Annotated in this window: 20 protein-coding genes; 9 read left to right on the top strand and 11 right to left on the bottom strand. The window is 42.5% G+C overall.

What is annotated here, in order from left to right; all coding sequences use genetic code 11:
* Positions 1 to 137 precede the first annotated feature (137 nt).
* From H6G05_RS18675 to H6G05_RS18660, 4 genes are all read left to right on the top strand, one after another.
* Positions 138 to 422: a hypothetical protein gene (locus H6G05_RS18675; RefSeq protein WP_190580256.1), complete on the top strand. Its 285-nt coding sequence runs from the start codon at positions 138 to 140 to the stop codon at positions 420 to 422.
* Positions 423 to 501: 79 nt separating this feature from the next.
* A complete protein-coding gene (locus H6G05_RS18670) occupies positions 502 to 756 on the top strand; it encodes a type II toxin-antitoxin system RelN family antitoxin (protein WP_190580254.1) in 255 nt (84 codons plus the stop codon).
* Positions 746 to 1,111: a type II toxin-antitoxin system RelE family toxin gene (locus H6G05_RS18665; RefSeq protein ID WP_190580253.1), complete on the top strand. Its 366-nt coding sequence runs from the start codon at positions 746 to 748 to the stop codon at positions 1,109 to 1,111. The genes H6G05_RS18670 and H6G05_RS18665 overlap by 11 nt, the downstream gene beginning before the upstream one ends.
* Before the next feature lie 143 nt (positions 1,112 to 1,254).
* Positions 1,255 to 1,707, top strand: a complete 453-nt coding sequence (locus tag H6G05_RS18660) for a hypothetical protein (protein ID WP_190580251.1) — start codon at positions 1,255 to 1,257, stop codon at positions 1,705 to 1,707.
* 78 nt (positions 1,708 to 1,785) lie between these two features.
* Here H6G05_RS18660 and H6G05_RS18655 read toward each other — a convergent pair whose 3' ends face one another.
* From H6G05_RS18655 to H6G05_RS18620, 8 genes are all read right to left on the bottom strand, one after another.
* Positions 1,786 to 2,136, bottom strand: coding sequence for a DUF805 domain-containing protein (locus H6G05_RS18655; RefSeq protein WP_190580249.1), 351 nt, complete (start codon positions 2,134 to 2,136; stop codon positions 1,786 to 1,788).
* A gap of 150 nt (positions 2,137 to 2,286) precedes the next feature.
* Positions 2,287 to 3,888 carry a type IV pilin-like G/H family protein gene (locus tag H6G05_RS18650; RefSeq protein ID WP_190580246.1) on the bottom strand — a complete coding sequence of 534 codons (1,602 nt, stop codon included), beginning with the start codon at positions 3,886 to 3,888 and terminating at the stop codon, positions 2,287 to 2,289.
* A gap of 35 nt (positions 3,889 to 3,923) precedes the next feature.
* The gene (locus tag H6G05_RS18645) at positions 3,924 to 4,328 is read right to left on the bottom strand and encodes a type II toxin-antitoxin system VapC family toxin (protein ID WP_190580244.1); all 405 of its coding nucleotides are present in this window, start codon (positions 4,326 to 4,328) and stop codon (positions 3,924 to 3,926) included.
* 2 nt (positions 4,329 to 4,330) lie between these two features.
* Complete coding sequence (locus H6G05_RS18640; RefSeq protein ID WP_190580242.1) at positions 4,331 to 4,570, bottom strand: antitoxin; 240 nt, start codon at positions 4,568 to 4,570, stop codon at positions 4,331 to 4,333.
* 51 nt (positions 4,571 to 4,621) lie between these two features.
* Entirely contained in the window at positions 4,622 to 5,416 is a 795-nt protein-coding gene (locus tag H6G05_RS18635) for a PP2C family serine/threonine-protein phosphatase (protein ID WP_190580240.1), read from the bottom strand.
* Positions 5,416 to 6,078 (bottom strand): vWA domain-containing protein, encoded by a 663-nt coding sequence (locus tag H6G05_RS18630; protein ID WP_190580238.1) that lies wholly within the window; start codon positions 6,076 to 6,078, stop codon positions 5,416 to 5,418. The genes H6G05_RS18635 and H6G05_RS18630 overlap by 1 nt, the downstream gene beginning before the upstream one ends.
* 131 nt (positions 6,079 to 6,209) lie before the next feature.
* Positions 6,210 to 7,343 (bottom strand): SAM-dependent methyltransferase, encoded by a 1,134-nt coding sequence (locus tag H6G05_RS18625; RefSeq protein WP_190580236.1) that lies wholly within the window; start codon positions 7,341 to 7,343, stop codon positions 6,210 to 6,212.
* 430 nt (positions 7,344 to 7,773) lie between these two features.
* The gene (locus H6G05_RS18620) at positions 7,774 to 8,694 is read right to left on the bottom strand and encodes an acyl-CoA desaturase (RefSeq protein WP_190580234.1); all 921 of its coding nucleotides are present in this window, start codon (positions 8,692 to 8,694) and stop codon (positions 7,774 to 7,776) included.
* A 631-nt stretch (positions 8,695 to 9,325) separates the two neighbouring features.
* Here H6G05_RS18620 and H6G05_RS18615 point away from each other — a divergent pair.
* Entirely contained in the window at positions 9,326 to 10,951 is a 1,626-nt protein-coding gene (locus tag H6G05_RS18615; RefSeq protein WP_190580232.1) for a transglutaminase domain-containing protein, read from the top strand.
* Between the two features lie 169 nt (positions 10,952 to 11,120).
* A complete protein-coding gene (gene psaK, locus H6G05_RS18610; RefSeq protein ID WP_190580230.1) occupies positions 11,121 to 11,393 on the top strand; it encodes a photosystem I reaction center subunit PsaK in 273 nt (90 codons plus the stop codon).
* Positions 11,394 to 11,511: 118 nt separating this feature from the next.
* Here psaK and H6G05_RS18605 read toward each other — a convergent pair whose 3' ends face one another.
* Positions 11,512 to 12,111 carry a nitroreductase family protein gene (locus tag H6G05_RS18605; RefSeq protein WP_190580228.1) on the bottom strand — a complete coding sequence of 200 codons (600 nt, stop codon included), beginning with the start codon at positions 12,109 to 12,111 and terminating at the stop codon, positions 11,512 to 11,514.
* 263 nt (positions 12,112 to 12,374) lie between these two features.
* Between H6G05_RS18605 and H6G05_RS18600 the strand changes: the two genes are divergently transcribed.
* The 3 genes from H6G05_RS18600 to ahcY all read left to right on the top strand — a co-directional run bounded on the left by H6G05_RS18600 (position 12,375) and on the right by ahcY (position 15,657).
* Complete coding sequence (locus H6G05_RS18600; protein WP_190580226.1) at positions 12,375 to 12,923, top strand: patatin-like phospholipase family protein; 549 nt, start codon at positions 12,375 to 12,377, stop codon at positions 12,921 to 12,923.
* A gap of 73 nt (positions 12,924 to 12,996) precedes the next feature.
* A complete protein-coding gene (locus H6G05_RS18595; protein WP_190580224.1) occupies positions 12,997 to 14,205 on the top strand; it encodes a 4-hydroxy-3-methylbut-2-enyl diphosphate reductase in 1,209 nt (402 codons plus the stop codon).
* A 162-nt stretch (positions 14,206 to 14,367) separates the two neighbouring features.
* A complete protein-coding gene (gene ahcY, locus H6G05_RS18590; protein ID WP_190580222.1) occupies positions 14,368 to 15,657 on the top strand; it encodes an adenosylhomocysteinase in 1,290 nt (429 codons plus the stop codon).
* 57 nt (positions 15,658 to 15,714) lie between these two features.
* On the opposite strand, the gene H6G05_RS18585 is transcribed toward ahcY, so the two are convergent.
* Positions 15,715 to 16,215, bottom strand: coding sequence for a hypothetical protein (locus H6G05_RS18585; protein ID WP_190580220.1), 501 nt, complete (start codon positions 16,213 to 16,215; stop codon positions 15,715 to 15,717).
* Positions 16,216 to 16,361: 146 nt separating this feature from the next.
* Positions 16,362 to 16,607 carry a chlorophyll A-B-binding protein gene (locus tag H6G05_RS18580; RefSeq protein WP_190580219.1) on the bottom strand — a complete coding sequence of 82 codons (246 nt, stop codon included), beginning with the start codon at positions 16,605 to 16,607 and terminating at the stop codon, positions 16,362 to 16,364.
* Positions 16,608 to 17,137 lie beyond the last annotated feature (530 nt).

Raw genomic sequence — 17,137 nt, 5'->3', positions numbered from 1 at the left:
GCTCTGCTGAAATTTTGAATATTTTGGCTTCTATTGCTGGGGATGATGAGTAATTATAGGTCTAGGTTTGACAACGATGTTAGATATTCGTTTTGATAGTAGTATAGTAATAATCATGAATAGATGAGGAAATAACTATGACTCTCACTCTTGACCTTCCACCAAATTTAGAAAGCTCGTTATTTCAAGCAGCTAATCAGCAAAGTCTTACTGTTGAGGAGTTTGTGATTCAAATGTTGACTTCTGCTTTTACTCAGAAAGAGAGGCAAAAGAAAGCTGTAAGTTTATTAGAGTCTTGGTTAAGTGATGCTGATATTGAAGAACAAAAAACAACGGGTGCATACTTGATTGAGGCGTTGGATCAAGATAGGCTGTCCGATCGCTTGTTATTTCCTGATGAAATGAAGGGTAAGTCTTGGTGAAAAAGTCTATATCTAAATGACTAGGCTATATTAGATTTACAGTATATTTTATTTCTAATTATTTAGTGAGGTCATCTAAATGAGAGCAGTGGAAGCTACGGGGACAATCGATCGCGAAGGGCATTTATTGCTGGATCAGCCTTTTGGTGAGGACATATCTAGTCGTGTCCGTGTGATTGTGTTGTTTTCTGAACCAGTTCAAGAGTTGGACGATGATCCTGATGATACGCCTATTGAGGAAGTAAAGGCGAGTTTGAAAAGGGCTTTTCAGCAAGCTAAGGCGGGACAACGTATTCCTTTTGAAAAAATGTGGGACGGAATCGATGCCGAGTGATATTCCTTTAGTGCAAATTGATTTGTCGCCTGAGTACAAGCAGAACCTACGCACTTTATCAAAGCGGTATCGCAATATTCGTTCGGACACTCAAGATGTTTTTGAGCAAATTCAAGCTGGTAATTTTGTGGGCGATCGCATTGCTGGTCTGGGTGAAAACTATATTGTGATTAAGGTCAGGGTAAGGAATAGCAATATCCAAAAGGGGAAAAGCGCGGGTTATCGTTTGGTTTATCAGGTGGAGTCGCCGACTAATGTACTGTTGTTAACTATCTATTCAAAGAGCGATCGCGATGATATTAGTTCTGCTGAAATTTTGAATATTTTGGCTTCTATTGCTGGGGATGACGAGTAATTTTTGATGAAATTCAGCTTTTTAGAGAACAGCGATCGCTAATCACATCACTTTTCAGGCAAATATTAGATTGCTACTTGCTATTTATTAAATCGCGTGATTTCGTTGGCGGCGATCGCTGAGTATTACGGAAGTCTGTAGTAATGGTTAAGAAAGTCAAGCAGCCCAAACAGGCTAGAGAGGTTCCATCTCCCAGTAAGCAACCTCGAATAGCGGTAGATCCTAATAGTTATTATCAGAAAAGCCCTAGTTGGCGAGTTGCGAAGATGGAGTTTGTCGATCCTTTTGGTTGGCATATTCTAGATGCAAATGGAGTTAATGCGATTCGGGAGAAGCTGGCAAATTTTGAGACGATGACTTGGAAGGAGATATTGCTGGATGCGAAGAAACAAAATCACAATATTTCGGTGGATGATTTAGTCAAAGAGGCTCAAGACTGTCTTGCTGAGATTTTTCCTGAGCAGTTGGATGAGCTTACTTCTTTGCGTTTAACGGGCAAGGGAAGAGTTTGGGGAATAATTGACAGAGGTGTGATGGATTTACTTTGGTGGGATGCTGGGCATAGGGTTTGTCCATCGCATAAGAAGCATACTTAGAAGCAAAGAGATGAGGTGCGTTACATTTCATGAACGCACCCTACGAGATCAGCGATCGCACTTGATCTCTTTCATGCATCAGTATTGAGAGCTATCCCAAGGATCAGGACCAAACCTATTATCGCCTTTTGTCCCCTCGTAGAACAAGAATATAAAGCTCACGATGGGAACAATTTGCCACCAACCACTACGATCAATATCATGCATTCGACGACAGCCTAGCGCAATGCTTGGGATCAGCACAGCTAAACTATATATATTTCCAAGTACACGCTGATCTGTCTTAGTAACAGAACTCAGGATTCCCACAAGAACCCCCAACAACAAGGAAAAAATAATGTGGAAAAGAAAAAACATCCAATATTCTGTTCGAGAAGCTCGTCCACTGAAGACTGCATAGTTCTTCAAGACTTTGATATACCATTTCATCTTTTTTTATTCTCCGATGCACATAAATAACTCTGTTGTGATAATTATCATAATAGAAAGCCATTTGTTTGTCTAACGGCTTAGGCTTCATTCGACATTCGACGACAATGCATTTTGAAGCCCATTCATAGCATAATGCTGCATTTTTCATCAAAAGATGCGATCAGAGATATCTGTTCCTACAGCACATTCTAGTTTGCCATCGCCCACAATAACTGGAAGTGGTGGTTGTGATGTAGTTGAAGTATCCGTCTCACAAACAATCGATATTGGAATAGTGTCACTATCCTGTTGAGTGACTTTAACTGCACTAACATAACTTTTCAGGTCTTTTTGCTTTGCCTGTCCTACTTGGTAGGTAACATTGGAAGAAGAGTTTAGACCATTTACCGAAAAAATTTTATAGCTATAGCTATCAGTTTCTAATTTTATTAATCGACTACCGAAAGAATCTGATATTTCATCAAAAGATGCGAATCGTCTTTGCTCTAAATAAAAAGCTTGTTGCATTCTAGTCATAGATCGAACATAAGACTTGGCTATGGCTTGTTGCGTTCTAGTTTTAGCAGACAAATTTTCAAAATATAATACACAAACAATAACTAATATTGCTAAAGAAATCCAAAGTATAGTTTGAGGAGTTGAGGATCTATTATTTTTAGAACTTGGTGATGTCGTAGCTGATGGGTTAGATAAATTAGATATTTGCGAACGTGATAATGGGGTTGTATGTTGCCCCGAACTAATCACACCCAACGCAGGAAACGGATCGCGTCCCCTCAACTTCACAGCCCTCTCACACCAAGGACAAACACCCAAATGTCCACTGTAATGATGCTGACCATTTACCCCACACCTCACCAAACCATCCTCAGCCTCACCCAACGCCTTACTCCAAACCTCTGCCGTAGGACGCGCCGTAGGATTGCCATGTCCCTCCTCAAAACAAAACAAAAAAAGCTCCTGCAAAGCCACAGGTAACATCTGAAAAGCAGGAGCCAAAGGCATCGGCTTGTAAGGAACCCTGCGCCGACCATGCGGGAAATGTCCCGCCTTAATCCGATCCTTTAACTCAGGCGCTTCACCTTGCCCCGTAAACACCCCACCAAAAGGATGCGTCCCCTCCATCAACAACTGATAAATCAACACCCCCAACCCAAACAGATCATGCTCCACCGAGCGATCGACATCCCGAAAACTCACACCCTGTAACTCAGGCGGCGTATACTCAGGCTTACCCACCGTACAGCGATAAACCGTAGTACCATCATTCACCTGAAACGAATCCGTATCCACCAAAGTCACGATCGCATCATCAGCAACCAACACATTCGACTCATTCACATCCCCAATCACATATCCCCGCGAATGCACCGATCGCACCGCCCGCGCCAAATTTCTCGCAGTCCGCAACAATGAGACATAGCTAAATGTAGGACTTTCCTTGCGGCGCTCAGAAGGATTGTAATATTGAAAAATTGGCTTAGCCTTGCTCGTATCCAGCTTAGGCATCAAAAAGCCCACCACCAGACCCAAATCCGTCACCAACTCAGTCGCCCAAGCGATGGATACCCGTCCCTCTTTTGCCAAAGGATCGACAGGCGGATTCGCAACCATAAACGCCAACTTTCGCGCATAGTCCCCATGCGGCTGATGATAAACCTTCGCCACCAGTTCAGAATTAATCTGCACCGTATAGATATTCGCCTCGCCACCCGATCCAATCTTTAAGAAAATGTAACTTTTATCCATGAATTTTTGTGCTGTTTAGTAGACAGCCTAAATGTTTAAATCAGCCAATTCTCCACAGCCAAATTCGGCACACGCGAAAACTCTCGAACATTTGCCGTAACGACCGTTAAATCTAACGCTAAACCATGCGACGCAATCAACAAATCATTGGCTCCAATGGATGTTCCCTCCCGTTCTAAATACGACCGAATCTCAGCATAATGAAACTCAATCGGAGACTCAAGAGGCAACACCGCAATCAACTCAAGAATCTGATCTACTTGCTGTTTTAAACGCAGCGAACCATTCTTTTCTGACCCAAACCGCAACTCACAAGCAACAACGATACTTGTACATATACAAATCTCGCCAACTTCAGCAATTCGTTGAGCAATTTTCCCATTGGGATGTTTCACCAAATCTGAGATGATATTTGTATCCAACAGATAGAGATAAGTCATAGCTAAAATTGAATATCATCAAGTGGTAGTAAACCATCGTCAACATTAGGAAAATCTTCATCAATATCTTCTAGAGTTGCCAATAATTGCAGTAAAGACCCCTTCTTGAATGGCTCAATAATTAGCCTTTCACCATCTTTGCGAATTACCACATCATTACTTGGCATTTCAAAAGCATGAGGGATATTCAGCGTTTGGTTGCGCCCATTATGAAACAGCCGAACTTGATATTGAGTAACCATAGTTTTCACCTCATCTACTTACAGTAAAAGCTCGTTTTTAGTATAGCGCTATTAACTTGTCAATGCAGCCAATAGCAAAGTCAAATCATCATCAGTGCGATCGCAAACTCTAGGCGATCGCAAAAATCCTGTTAACTCCTGATGCGCCACATCTAAATCCTTCGCCTCAACAATGAACTTAAATAGCGGGGCAAAAAATGGGGCATGAGCCACACCTTGAGGCATTTGCAGAGCCAACATTTGCAACCCATCGGAAAACATCGCTAACTGAGCAGGTTTCCCTTCCCATAAACAAATCTGAGCCGAATCAATGCCATTTGATGAAGTTAAAAACGTAGCTAAATCGAGAGATTCCTCAATGGGAGGACTAGTTAAAGCGATCGCCGTTCCCTTCTGATTAGCAACCACAATCGCCCCATCACCCACCTGAATCGCCGCCACAATCTCAGGAGTCGCGATCGCAATTAACAAGGTCGTTGATAGCTCACGCACATTCACCTGACGCGATTCTGCTTCAGTTTGAATAGCCACTAAAGCATCTTCTAAACCACTGTTAAGCAGCAGTTTCCATCCTTCATCATTATCAGGAATTGATGACTCCGCTATTTTAGAAGCAATTCCCTTCACCGCAGTTTGCACCGCTAGCAAAGATCCCACTTCCGAGAGCGAGACAGATCCCGCCCCATCCGCAACACCCGCCACCAAAATGCGATCGCCTACCACTTGCCAAAAATGAGCATCCTGACAGGGCAAATCGCGCTTTTGATGACTAGTTCCTTCTAGGGAAACTGCCACAACTGACCATTGATCAGGATTTTCTGAATTACAGGAATTATCAAGGTTCATCAAACTGACATCCAATCGGTAGGTGGTGCTAAAGGAACTTGCTCATCGGGCTTAGAATGAGAAACACGCTGCATACTTGCCGATAGCCACACAAACATCTCGCGGAAACTTAATCCTTTGAGTTTAATTGGCGATCGCAATGACATCGTTTGCAACTGATTCATATCCGCACCTTCCACACCCACCGCAAAAAAGGCAACCCGTTTATTAGTCTCCTCCTCCTTCACCCGTTGCGCCGCCTGAGTCAAAAGATAGGCATCCTCGCCATAGGGCGCACCATCGGTAATCAAAAACACCCAAGGACGATAGTAAGTAATGCCATTATCCTTATACTCGCGCTTACGCGCTTGCAACAAATCAAGGGCTTTGTTAATACCCGCAGCCGTATAGGTGAAACCCTGCGCTGTCAAAGTTGGAGCTTGAAAGTGCTCAGCCGTAGCAAACTCATGCTCTACGCGCACCGTCGAATCAAAAGCAACGATCGCCACTTCCACCCGTTTACTCGCCAAATTGTCCTGCAACAGATCATCCCGAAAAGTTTGCAACCCTGTATTCAAAGCTGCAATTTTTTCCCCACCCATCGATCCAGAAGTGTCTAAAAGCAACACACAAGGGCAACGTGGCTCTGGATTTTCCGCAAATTCGATTGCATCAAGAGTCATAGCACCGAAATAAAGCTAAAGTATTTATCATTAAACCATGTATAAGACATCAAGCCCTAAAAAGAGTGTCAGGGTTTTAACCCTGACACTCTTTTTAGGGCTTAGCTATCAGAACGGCAGAATTCTTATACCTAGGTATGAGTCATTAAATATTGACCATTGCCATTGTACTCACCATCGCAAGTTGCAAAAATTGTTCCTAAAAGCAACAAATAAAAACGCCAGATCCGTCGAAATTTGGCATAGTCCATGCCATAGTCTAGAGACTTCGCAATGTCTTGAGAGTCATCAAATCTCTCTAACCATGCTGTCAAAGTCTTATGGTAGTTGATGCCATTCATGTACCAGCGATCAATGGTTTTAAGATCGTGATTATGATTGGGGACTGCATCATAATTCCAGTAGCGACCGTGAGGGAAAATGTACTTGTGCGTGAAGCCAGACGACATATGATTTGGAGTACGCACCGTAATGATGTGAATGAATACTTTTCCATCTTTTTTAAGAAATGAAGCCAGCTTTTGGAAGGCATTGGTGAGATTGCCAACATGACAAAAAACTCCAATGGAGAGAATCTTGTCGAATTTTTCGGTAAATTGAGCTTCATTCAAATCACCTTCATGCAGAGTGAAGCGATCTGAACTCAAGAAACTAGATGGATCTTGCATCTTGCTACGCATGTACTCGCATTGTTGGTGACTCAAGTTTAATCCTGTAAATCGCACATTCGGGAACTTCGACATGATGTAATTAGGCACACAGCCCCAACCACAGCCAAAATCTAAAATATTATCACCATCAACAAGCTCTAGCCGCTCAATCACCTGATCGAGCATATGCTTTTGAGATTCTTCTAAATCCACCGCTCCATTTTCCCAAAATCCAGTGCTGTATTTGGGATAGATAACTTGCCAATCGCCAAGCATCCTATTCAACATGGCTTGAGGCAAGTCATACTGCACTTTCATCAGTTCTCGCGAAGATTCGGCGAGTCGATCTGATTCTTGTAACACCCATTCGTAGGGAGCGAGTAGGCTCGGAAAATGCTTAAACAAAATCGGCATGGATGTATGGAGTAGCGATCGAAAAACAGAATCTGGTATTTCCATCCCATTAACATAGGCTTCCGCCATTGCCATTTGGGTTGCATTAAAAGCGCTTGCCATCAATCGCGTTGTTTTGTATGCGATCGGACTTTTTTGAGTTGCATCTCCCACAAGAGGGATATGAGTTTGTATGTTGGGGAATGAATTCGTAGAAGTCATGGTGGTTCCTCTCAGTTTAGAAGATTGCTCAGACAGGAAATCATGCAAGATATCAACTTGAGAACATTTTGTTTTTTGATGTAGCAGTTAACGAAAGAACTCTAAGTTATTGATTTGAAATGTAGTATAGCTACCTATGAGATTTTTGATCGTTAAAATTTTATTTAAGTTAACGCAAGTTCATTCTAATGAGAAAATACTTGCAGATTTGAATATAGCAATGTAAATTTTGCTCGGGACATAAAACCCAAAGGATGAGTGGCAGCGCGGAGCGCTGCCACTCATCCTTTGGGTTTTGATTTTCCTATATATCTTTTGCAGATTTGAATACAAAAAAGCCTTGCTTAGCAAGGCTTTTTTGTATTCAAATCTGCAAGTATCGATGTTGTACTAATTCACGAAAGTGGGGCAACACTTTTGTGCTTTGGTATTAAGATTTTGCTGATCTAGCTGATCTATCTGAAGCGATCGCTAATTCTAAATTCTGTACCTTCTGGGTTCTCGCTTTTGCTAGCAAATCTTTTTCGCTAGGCAATCTCAACTTTGTGGCTAACTTCAAGAACTCCAGTAGTTTAATGAAGCTAAAAGTAGGATCTGGTAAGTAGGTAACTTGACCATCGCGAATAGTAATACCATGACGACTCGATGACTGAAAAGCATGGTGGAGATTATGCCAACCTTCGCCCAAAGTCAAAAAAGCAACCAGCCCACTATTGCGACTATGGTCGTCAGTGATAAATGGCTGTTCCCCTACAAGATGGCTAAGAGAGTTGACCGTTTGTACACCATGAAAAAGCAATGTTGTGCTGAGAAAAAAAGCACCCAGATATTCCAGCCCACCGATGAAATACGAGATAGCTCCCAGTGCGACTAAAGGGATGAAATGCAACCGATCAATCACTTTTAAGACCAGATCGCTTTCTACGTCAGAGGGGAGTTTGTCGGGAAAAAAATGAGGAGATAATAGCCACCCACCCTGTGACCAATAAAATCCCTTTAGCCCTTGATTAGGATGATAGGGAGAATGTGTGTCGATGGTTTGGTCGGAATGTTGATGATGGTGCATGTGGTGTGCTTTCCACCAACTTGGTCCCATCTGTCCCGCCGATGCGGTCACAATACAGCCTATCCATAATAGGGGCGCAGGAGCTTGATAGCTTTTATGCGTAAGTAATCGATGATAAATGCCCGTTGTCCCAAGCATACGAACGAAATATAGTAGCAAGATCCAAGCGATCGCCCCCCATGACAAACCAGTTACGAAAACAAGTAACGAACCAATATGACTGACAATAATCAGCGCTGGACCAATTAGATAAGAGATAGTTGTGAGTAGAGAATATTGCCTCATGTGCGATCCAAAAAATGTAAAGAAAATGTATTTAACGTTTGAGCTATGGCTGTATTTAGTAACTACCCCAACCAATCACAGTAACATATATAGCAATCCTAAATGGTTTGTGGAAGCGCACCCCGAAGGGGTGCGCTTCCACAAACCCCAAAAATCTACAAATGAATTTAGGACTGCTATAGCAATCCTAATTCATCTGTCAGAAAGGCAAAGGGCTGCTATAGGTTTGAGATTCTCACGACTCATTGAGGACTGCTACATATATCTACGGTTATCTAAAGTTACTTGTCTTAGCCCGAATAAAACCCAATAACTGATTGGCGGCGCGGAGCGCCGCCAATCAGTTATTGGGTTTTATTCGGCGATAGCGCTTTACAAGCAAACTAGGTATAAAGGTTTGTTTCCCCGCCGAAGGCGGGGAAACAAACCCGTACTTCACTAGACTGATAAACGCTATATCTATAACTGTGTTTATATGGTGTAGCGGTTTGCAAATCGCAATATACTTATCTAGATATCACAACTGTTGCCTTCGCTACGGAACTAATGTTGCTTTTGAAGTCAGATCAGAATTTGTAGAAAGCCCCAAGCTTTGCTAAATTATCCGCCTATTCACCCGTCTAAATACCCTATGCCTAGCTTACCAAGCACGATTTATCCCATTGGCGCTTATAACCTTCACGGTTTAGTGTGGCAAACTGATGTAACTGATGTAAATAATGGCAAACCCTACGCGCTTTGTGTCGATGCCTATCAAGGACATCTGCTCAAAATCGATCCTCTTTCTGAAGGCGCAACCGTACTGAATAACTATACAGCGTTGCAATTTCGAGATGCCACGGGCTTAGCGATCGCGGGAGATACGCTTTGGATTACTAAGGACAATGGAATTTATTACTGCAATATGGTTGACTTTGATTTGCAGCCATTTATGGAACTGCCTAATCGAGTTGATGGTATTGCCGTATCCGAGGGTGGCGTGTATGTAAGCTCTAGCGAAGTTGGCAAGATTTTTGTGTTTGGACGTGCTACCCGTACTTTGCTACGTATCATGGATGCACCTGGGGCAGGATTTGAAGCGCTAACCTTAGTCGGTGAAGAATTATGGGTGAGCGATCGCACTGAAGAGACTATTTATCGCCTCAATTCCAAAACAGGTGAAATTTTGCACCGTGGTTTAACTCCATTTCCCAATCCGATGGGATTGGGATTTTTGGGAGATGATTTGTATGTGGTTTACTCAGGTGACGAAAACTATATTCGTGATAATCCTAACGACTTAGATCAGCCATTTTCAGTTTCTACCCGTGAAAAGACCTTTATCCATCGTCTTAAATTTAATCAATACCAAGATGGCAAGTTAAACTATACCCTCACTAGTGGCTATAAAGTGGAGATGATCTATCTTGAAGAACTCTCTTCTGAAGAACCAACTTCCGTCTATAACCTCACATGGCGAGTTGCCTATCCCACTGATAACTATCGCCAAAAATTATTAGCGATCGAGCCAATTGGGATTCCTTTTGAAGAAGAAATTGTTGATGGTCAGCGTGTCGCCGCCTTTAAACTCGGCAATCTAAAACCTGAAGAATCTCGCATGTTTGGCTGGAAAGCAACCCTAGAACTGCATGGAATCAAATATGAACTTAAGGATAGTGAGGTGGAATTTGTGCCTGAACTATCTCCCGAAATGCAGAAGCTCTATTTGGTGGATGACGATGGATTGAGCATGGATCATCCGATCATTCAAGCTGCGGCTAGGGAGGCAGTAGGTGATGAAACTAATATTTTGCGAAAGATGTTGTTGATTCGCGATTATGTTTACGACAAGCTCTCCTATCGTGTCACACCTTACATTGCGGCTCCTGAGGAAGTTCTAGTCAGAGGTACTGGGTCTTGTGGTGAATATGTAGGTTTATTGCTAGCTCTAACGCGACTCAATGGAATTGCTTGTCGTACAGTGGGACGTTATAAATGTCCTCATGAAAATGATTTGGTGATGAATATCCCTCTGCATCAGTATTACAACCATGTTTGGATTGAGTTCTATATTCCCAGTATTGGATGGTTGCCAATGGAGTCAAATCCTGATGATACTGGCTCCCGTCCCTACCCTACTCGCTGGTTTATGGGATTGCCTTGGTATCATGTAGAAATTGGGAAAGGAATATTTTTTGAGACCATTCAACCTCAACCTTATTCCATTGGTGAGCTTGCTCTTAATCATGTTCGCTTTAAAGTTTTGGAAGAAATCTAAACTTTTTAAAAAAGCAAACTCACTTTGTGAGTTTGCTTTTTTGATTAACTGTAAACGATTACTAAGTTTAATAAATTTAACTTAAGAAGAATTTTTTGATGTCTAGATACCTCTTAGGATTATGGAAATTAAAAAATTTATAGGTAATTAGACTTAGGAAAACAAATTTATGACACATCTAGCTTTTAACTTACTTGCCGCAGTTCCCACTACTCCTACTTGGTCAGCAAGTGTCGGATTGGTCATGATCACAGCTAACGTATTTGCGTTGGTAGTTGCTCGCTATGGCATTCAAGTCAAAGGTGTTGGTCCTAGCTTACCTGTGCAATTACCAGGTTTATTTTCAGGCTTTGGGTTGCCCGAATTTCTAGCCGTTACTAGCTTTGGTCATGTTCTTGGCGCAGGGCTAATTTTGGGCTTAGCTCAAGCAGGCTTGCTATAACAAAAATAGAGAGTGCGTTTCGCGCACTCTCTATCCACGGGAAAACATTTGAAAGCGTTGCTTTGCAACGCTTTCAAATGTTTTCCTGTTTTGGGATTGATCGCAAAGTGCTATAAATCTAAACAAATGAAGCTGAATTGCCCCATTCACCTGTAAACACAAAGCTGGATAGGGGATGACGATTGCGAGGAGCAGTTTCGCGCTCTTGCAAATCTGTGGGCAAGTTGCTAGTTTCTCCTGCATACCCGATCGCGATCGCCGCTACAGGTTTCGCTGTTTCAGGAATATTAAAGGCAGCGATCGCCTTAGCTGCATCAAAGCCACCCATCTGGTGCGCGACTAAATCTAAAGCAGTCGCTTGTAATACTAGGGTTGCAGCCGATTGCCCTGCATCGTATTCAGACCACGCATTAGGTTTGCCATTATGTTTAAAGTTTTTTTGAGCAATGATTAGCCCTAATACGGGAGCAACTTGTGCCCAGACAACGTTAGCTGGGACAAGACAATCGAGTAGTTTTTGATAATTTACGGTGTCGTCTTTAGTCGCGACGATGAATGTCCAAGGTTGGTCATTAAAACAAGAGGATGTCCATCTAGCTGCTTCAAACAACTGAGCTAGTTTTGCGGTTTCCACAGGCTTGTTATCAAAGGCGCGGGGACTCCATCGCTGAGCAATCAAAGGATGAATTGCGTAATCGGTAATTGCAGGATTTTCCATATTTAATTAATAGTCCTAGACAAATTTTGAGACGATGACAACTCATAATTATTTTATAGCTGTCGCCATTCTTGTTAGGACATAAAACCCAAATAGTGTGAGGCGGCGCTTCGCGCCGCCTCACACTATTTGGGTTTTATTTTGTCCTGATACAGGTGGCTATAGCTATATAGTCGCACATTAACAATTCTCATTTTGAAACCAACTTTGATAATGAGAATTTCTGATCGCCCATTACTTTAGATTTACAGGAAGTGAAAATCATGGCTAGCTCAAGTAAATTTAAAATTCTCGCTTGTGATGGTGGTGGTATTCGCGGACTGATCACGGCTGTGATCTTAGAGCGCTTAGAGCAGAAATTGGATAAGCCTCTAAAAAATTATTTTGATTTGTTTGCAGGAACTTCAACAGGTAGCATTATTGCTTGTGCGATCGCTAAGGGAATACCTGCTTCTGAAATTCGTCAATTTTATATAGACAAAGGCATTAATATCTTTCCGAATATGAACTTAGGCTTTTGGTGGAATACTCTGCTCACGAGAATTCAGAAATTTGATCTTTCATTACCCCTATTTCCAATGCTTGATGTGTTTTCTGACGGTTCCGCAGATTCGATTGACTATATAGCCACGCAGTTGATTGACGGAGGATATGATCGGTATCAGCCTCTAGTTCCCGTCAACAAAAAGATTTCTACCTTTCAAGCCGATCCCAAAAACTTAGGGAATTTGGTGGCTGTGGCTAATGAGTTTCTAGCTCGCAAGGATGTGGATGATCAGCTAAATAGGCTTGTCACAGCCATTAGTCCGTAATTCTGCAAGGTCAATTTTTACGCTAGCCCGTTATAATACTTTCAGCACAATTACCTAGGATTAATCTAAGCGCATGGACAATACGCTCGATACTCAAGCTATGCGGAGGGCTTTGCATAAGTCGCCTAATTATTTTCGGCAAGGCTTTGGACATGGAGAAGAAGCCGAATCAACCATGCGATCGCAATATCATAGTGACTTGATCCAAACCATTCGTGAGCATGACTATGTGTATACGCAAGGTGATGTGACGATTTATTTGGCAAAGTCCTTTGGCTTTTGTTGGGGAGTGGAACGAGCTGTAGCGATGGCATATGAAACTCGCACTCAGTTCCCTACAGAACGAATTTGGATTACTAATGAAATTATTCATAATCCTTCCGTAAATGCAAAACTTAAGGAAATGGAAGTTCAGTTTGTACCTGTGAATAACGACGGGAATAAGGATTTCTCAGGTGTTGAACAGGGTGATGTGGTGATTTTGCCAGCCTTTGGCGCTAGTGTGCAGGAAACTCAGTTACTAGATAAACTTGGCAGTAAAATTGTTGATACAACTTGTCCTTGGGTATCGAAGGTTTGGAATCGCGTCGAGAAGCACAAAAAAGCTGACTTTACTTCCATCGTGCATGGTAAATACAATCACGAAGAGACGATCGCTACAAGTTCTTATGCCAAGCGCTATCTGGTAGTGCTGAATATGCAAGAAGCCGAATATGTGGCTAATTACATGCTCAATGGTGGCGATTGCCAAGAGTTCCTCACTAAGTTCAGTAAAGCGATGTCAGAAGGATTTGATCCCGATCGCGATCTTGAAAGAGTCGGCGTTGCTAATCAAACCACGATGCTTAAGGGTGAAACTGAAGCGATCGGTAAGTTGTTTGAAAAGACGATGATGCAAAAGTATGGTGTGGAACATGTTAATGAGCATTTCCTTTCCTTTAATACAATTTGCGATGCCACTCAAGAACGTCAAGATGCCATGTTTGAGATTGTGGAAGAGGATCTCGATTTGATGATCGTGATCGGTGGTTACAACTCCTCAAATACAACCCATTTACAAGAAATTGCGATCGAGCGTAATCTTCCTTCCTATCACATTGATGACGTGCATCGGATTTTATCGGCTGAGGCGATCGAACATAAGCCCCTAGGTAAGGTGATCGAGCAAGCTACCAATTGGCTACCCACGGGCAAAATCAAAGTCGGTGTAACTTCTGGAGCATCAACGCCCGATCGCGTTGTCGAAGATGTCATCAACAGGATTTTCGCGTTAAAAAATTAATATCAAATTTTTACAGACAAGGCGCTTAAGCGCCTTGTTCTCTATTTAGACGTGGCGTTTACTTTTTAATTCATAAAAGTGTCACTACACTTTCGTAAATTAGTATATTTAGTTTGCTTGGCATATAATGAAGTTAAATTTTGTAAAAATTTCAACTTATACATGTCCACAACCATTGCACCTGAAACCGTGACCGTTAAGCACGAGATTAAGGACATTACACTTGCACCACTAGGCAAACAACGCATCGAATGGGCTAGCCGCGAAATGCCCGTATTGCGTCAAATCCGCGATCGCTTTGCTGCTGAAAAGCCCCTTGCAGGTATCCGCATCGCTGCTTGTTGCCACGTCACGACTGAAACCGCAAACCTCGCGATCGCCCTCAAAGCGGCTGGAGCCGATGCAGTTTTGATCGCTAGTAATCCCCTCTCGACCCAAGATGACGTTGCTGCATCGTTGGTTTACGATCACGGGATTTCAGTATTTGCAATCAAAGGTGAAGACAACGCTACATACCATCGCCACGTTGAAATGGCTTTGGCTCACCGTCCCCACATCATCGTTGATGACGGTAGCGATGTAACCACAACTTTGGTACTACACCACGCTGACCAAATCCCTGAAATCATCGGTACTACCGAAGAAACCACCACAGGGCTAGTGCGTCTCAATGCCATGTTCCGTGATGGCAAGCTGACTTTCCCTGCGATCGCTGTTAACGATGCCGAAACGAAGCATTTCTTCGATAACCGCTACGGTACTGGTCAATCAACTCTTGACGGCATTATCCGCGCTACCAATATTTTGTTGGCAGGCAAAGTCATCGTTGTAGCTGGTTATGGCTGGTGCGGTAAGGGTGTGGCTCTTCGCGCACGCGGCATGGGCGCAAACGTAGTTGTCACCGAAATTAATCCTGTTGCGGCGATCGAAGCTGCCATGGATGGATTTAGTGTCATGCCTATGGATGATGCAGCCAAAATCGGCGATATCTTTATCACCGTTACTGGTAACAAGCATGTGATCCGTCGCGAACACTTTGAAACCATGAAAGATGGCGCGATCGTGGCTAACTCTGGTCACTTTGATCTAGAAATTGACCTAGTTGCTCTCAACGATCTCAGCGAATCTGCTAGCTTTGTTCGTAACTTCACTCAAGAGTATCAACTTAAGTCTGGCAAGTCCGTCATTGTCATCGGTGAAGGTCGTCTAGTTAACCTTGCGGCGGCTGAAGGTCACCCTGCTAGTGTTATGGACATGAGCTTTGCTAACCAAGCGCTTGCCTGTGAATTTCTGGTTAAGAACAAGGGTAACTTGCCTGCGGGTGTTGTGCCAATTCCGAAGGATATTGATCAAGAGATTGCTCGTTTGAAGCTACAAGCAATGGGTATCAAGATTGATACTCTTACTCCTGAGCAAGTCCACTATCTCAATTCTTGGACAGAAGGAACATAAAACTTCTTAAAAAAGAGGGAGCGCTTAGCGCTCTCTCTTTTTTTGTGAGATCTCATCCTACCAAGATAAAAAAGCAGCCTCGACACCTTGTTCTCGTTTAACTTTGGCATCGCGTTCTACCCAAGTAAGAATTTGGGCTACGGTCAAATCTTCAATGTGAGTGCTGTAATCTTTTGCGATCGCCACTAATGCTTGCATTGCCGAAATGACCATGCGAGTGAGAAATTTTTCATGGCTAGAAAGCTTCGCAGTCGTAACTTCATCCTGTCGCGTATCTTCAAAGTCTAGATCAGGATGCGGCGAAGTCCATTTCAAAAAGGCAGCATCTTCACCTTGCTCTTGCCGAATTTGCGAATCCATTTCAATCCAATGCACAATTTGGCTAGAAGCCAGATCTTCAGCATGAATATGTAGGTCTTCAGCAACTTTAGTAATAATCCGCATCGATGAAACTGTGATGCGGGTCATAAATTTTTCCATTGTCGATAGCATTGCGCCATCGATCGCATGGGCTTCGGCAAGCGTTAAAAACTGAATTGGGTCTTGGGGAATTGTCATAGCCTATAATTCTAGGAGCAAATCCAAGCTTTGCCCCCATTTTAGAAACCGATAATTTGTAAAGTTCTTTTCTTACTCCCTTCCCAGTAAAAGAATAGCGTTGCGCCGCAACGCTATTCTTTTACTGGGAAGGGAGTAGTAGTCACCTAAGCGATAGCAACTAAGGTAATCCCAATCATTGCCAAGACGAGTAAGGTAATCCCAATAAGTGGCAAGCGTCCTTTTAAGAGTTCAGCATATTCTGTAGGGCCACCTTGCTCTTCGCCTTTTTCCTCAGCTTTCTTATCGATCTTGTCATCAAAATACATCTTTGGTTCGATCGCCCAATTATTTAAAATCCCACGATCATCTTTGGTAAAGGCTGTGCGGACTTTGGTTTTTGGTTCAGTCATTGATATTTCCTTTTTATAATATTTTTTAAATTTTCGTTTAGGTTAACTGTGCAAATAGCGATTTTACCTAAACCTGAAATTGATATATTGAGCGATCTAGAACATATTCAAAGTGTTTATCTGAAAAATAAAATTTTTGAAACAGCTTAGTATTGCTACATGAATCTTAATGTTCCTTCGATCTTATCCCTAATGTTAAATTTCGGCAAATATTAGTCACAAAAAGAGTTACGTCACGGAACGACGTAACTCTTTTTGTGACTAATGTCTTAGTACCAATTCCCGAAAGTATAGCTGCCGCCGATTGTCTTAAGACAAAAGCAAAACCCAAGAAGAGAATGGCGGCGCGAAGCGCCGCCATTCTCTTCTTGGGTTTTATGTCCTCATACACTTGGCGACAGCTATATAGACATACTTCTGGGAATTAAAAACCAAACCCAGTAAGGGTTAATACCAAAACACAAAACGGCTACGCCGTTTTGTGTTTTGGTATAAAGTAGAGATCGCGCAAAGCGCAATGTTTACTTCAT

It is taken from the genome of Phormidium tenue FACHB-1050, from assembly GCF_014696925.1.
Classification (GTDB): domain Bacteria; phylum Cyanobacteriota; class Cyanobacteriia; order Pseudanabaenales; family Pseudanabaenaceae; genus Pseudanabaena.
This window is presented reverse-complemented; position numbering and strand designations above follow the sequence as displayed.

Excerpts from the sequence above, each read along its gene's own strand:
- H6G05_RS18580 (WP_190580219.1), bottom strand. The coding sequence starts at position 16,607 with ATGACTGAACCAAAAACCAAAGTCCGCACAGCCTTTACCAAAGATGAT.
- H6G05_RS18630 (WP_190580238.1), bottom strand. The coding sequence starts at position 6,078 with ATGACTCTTGATGCAATCGAATTTGCGGAAAATCCAGAGCCACGTTGC.
- H6G05_RS18625 (WP_190580236.1), bottom strand. The coding sequence starts at position 7,343 with ATGACTTCTACGAATTCATTCCCCAACATACAAACTCATATCCCTCTT.
- H6G05_RS18645 (WP_190580244.1), bottom strand. The coding sequence starts at position 4,328 with ATGACTTATCTCTATCTGTTGGATACAAATATCATCTCAGATTTGGTG.
- H6G05_RS18640 (WP_190580242.1), bottom strand. The coding sequence starts at position 4,570 with ATGGTTACTCAATATCAAGTTCGGCTGTTTCATAATGGGCGCAACCAA.
- H6G05_RS18650 (WP_190580246.1), bottom strand. The coding sequence starts at position 3,888 with ATGGATAAAAGTTACATTTTCTTAAAGATTGGATCGGGTGGCGAGGCG.
- H6G05_RS18595 (WP_190580224.1), top strand. The coding sequence starts at position 12,997 with ATGGACAATACGCTCGATACTCAAGCTATGCGGAGGGCTTTGCATAAG.
- H6G05_RS18635 (WP_190580240.1), bottom strand. The coding sequence starts at position 5,416 with ATGAACCTTGATAATTCCTGTAATTCAGAAAATCCTGATCAATGGTCA.
- psaK (WP_190580230.1), top strand. The coding sequence starts at position 11,121 with ATGACACATCTAGCTTTTAACTTACTTGCCGCAGTTCCCACTACTCCT.
- H6G05_RS18670 (WP_190580254.1), top strand. The coding sequence starts at position 502 with ATGAGAGCAGTGGAAGCTACGGGGACAATCGATCGCGAAGGGCATTTA.
- H6G05_RS18585 (WP_190580220.1), bottom strand. The coding sequence starts at position 16,215 with ATGACAATTCCCCAAGACCCAATTCAGTTTTTAACGCTTGCCGAAGCC.
- ahcY (WP_190580222.1), top strand. The coding sequence starts at position 14,368 with ATGTCCACAACCATTGCACCTGAAACCGTGACCGTTAAGCACGAGATT.
- H6G05_RS18675 (WP_190580256.1), top strand. The coding sequence starts at position 138 with ATGACTCTCACTCTTGACCTTCCACCAAATTTAGAAAGCTCGTTATTT.
- H6G05_RS18615 (WP_190580232.1), top strand. The coding sequence starts at position 9,326 with ATGCCTAGCTTACCAAGCACGATTTATCCCATTGGCGCTTATAACCTT.
- H6G05_RS18605 (WP_190580228.1), bottom strand. The coding sequence starts at position 12,111 with ATGGAAAATCCTGCAATTACCGATTACGCAATTCATCCTTTGATTGCT.
- H6G05_RS18600 (WP_190580226.1), top strand. The coding sequence starts at position 12,375 with ATGGCTAGCTCAAGTAAATTTAAAATTCTCGCTTGTGATGGTGGTGGT.
- H6G05_RS18620 (WP_190580234.1), bottom strand. The coding sequence starts at position 8,694 with ATGAGGCAATATTCTCTACTCACAACTATCTCTTATCTAATTGGTCCA.
- H6G05_RS18660 (WP_190580251.1), top strand. The coding sequence starts at position 1,255 with ATGGTTAAGAAAGTCAAGCAGCCCAAACAGGCTAGAGAGGTTCCATCT.
- H6G05_RS18665 (WP_190580253.1), top strand. The coding sequence starts at position 746 with ATGCCGAGTGATATTCCTTTAGTGCAAATTGATTTGTCGCCTGAGTAC.
- H6G05_RS18655 (WP_190580249.1), bottom strand. The coding sequence starts at position 2,136 with ATGAAATGGTATATCAAAGTCTTGAAGAACTATGCAGTCTTCAGTGGA.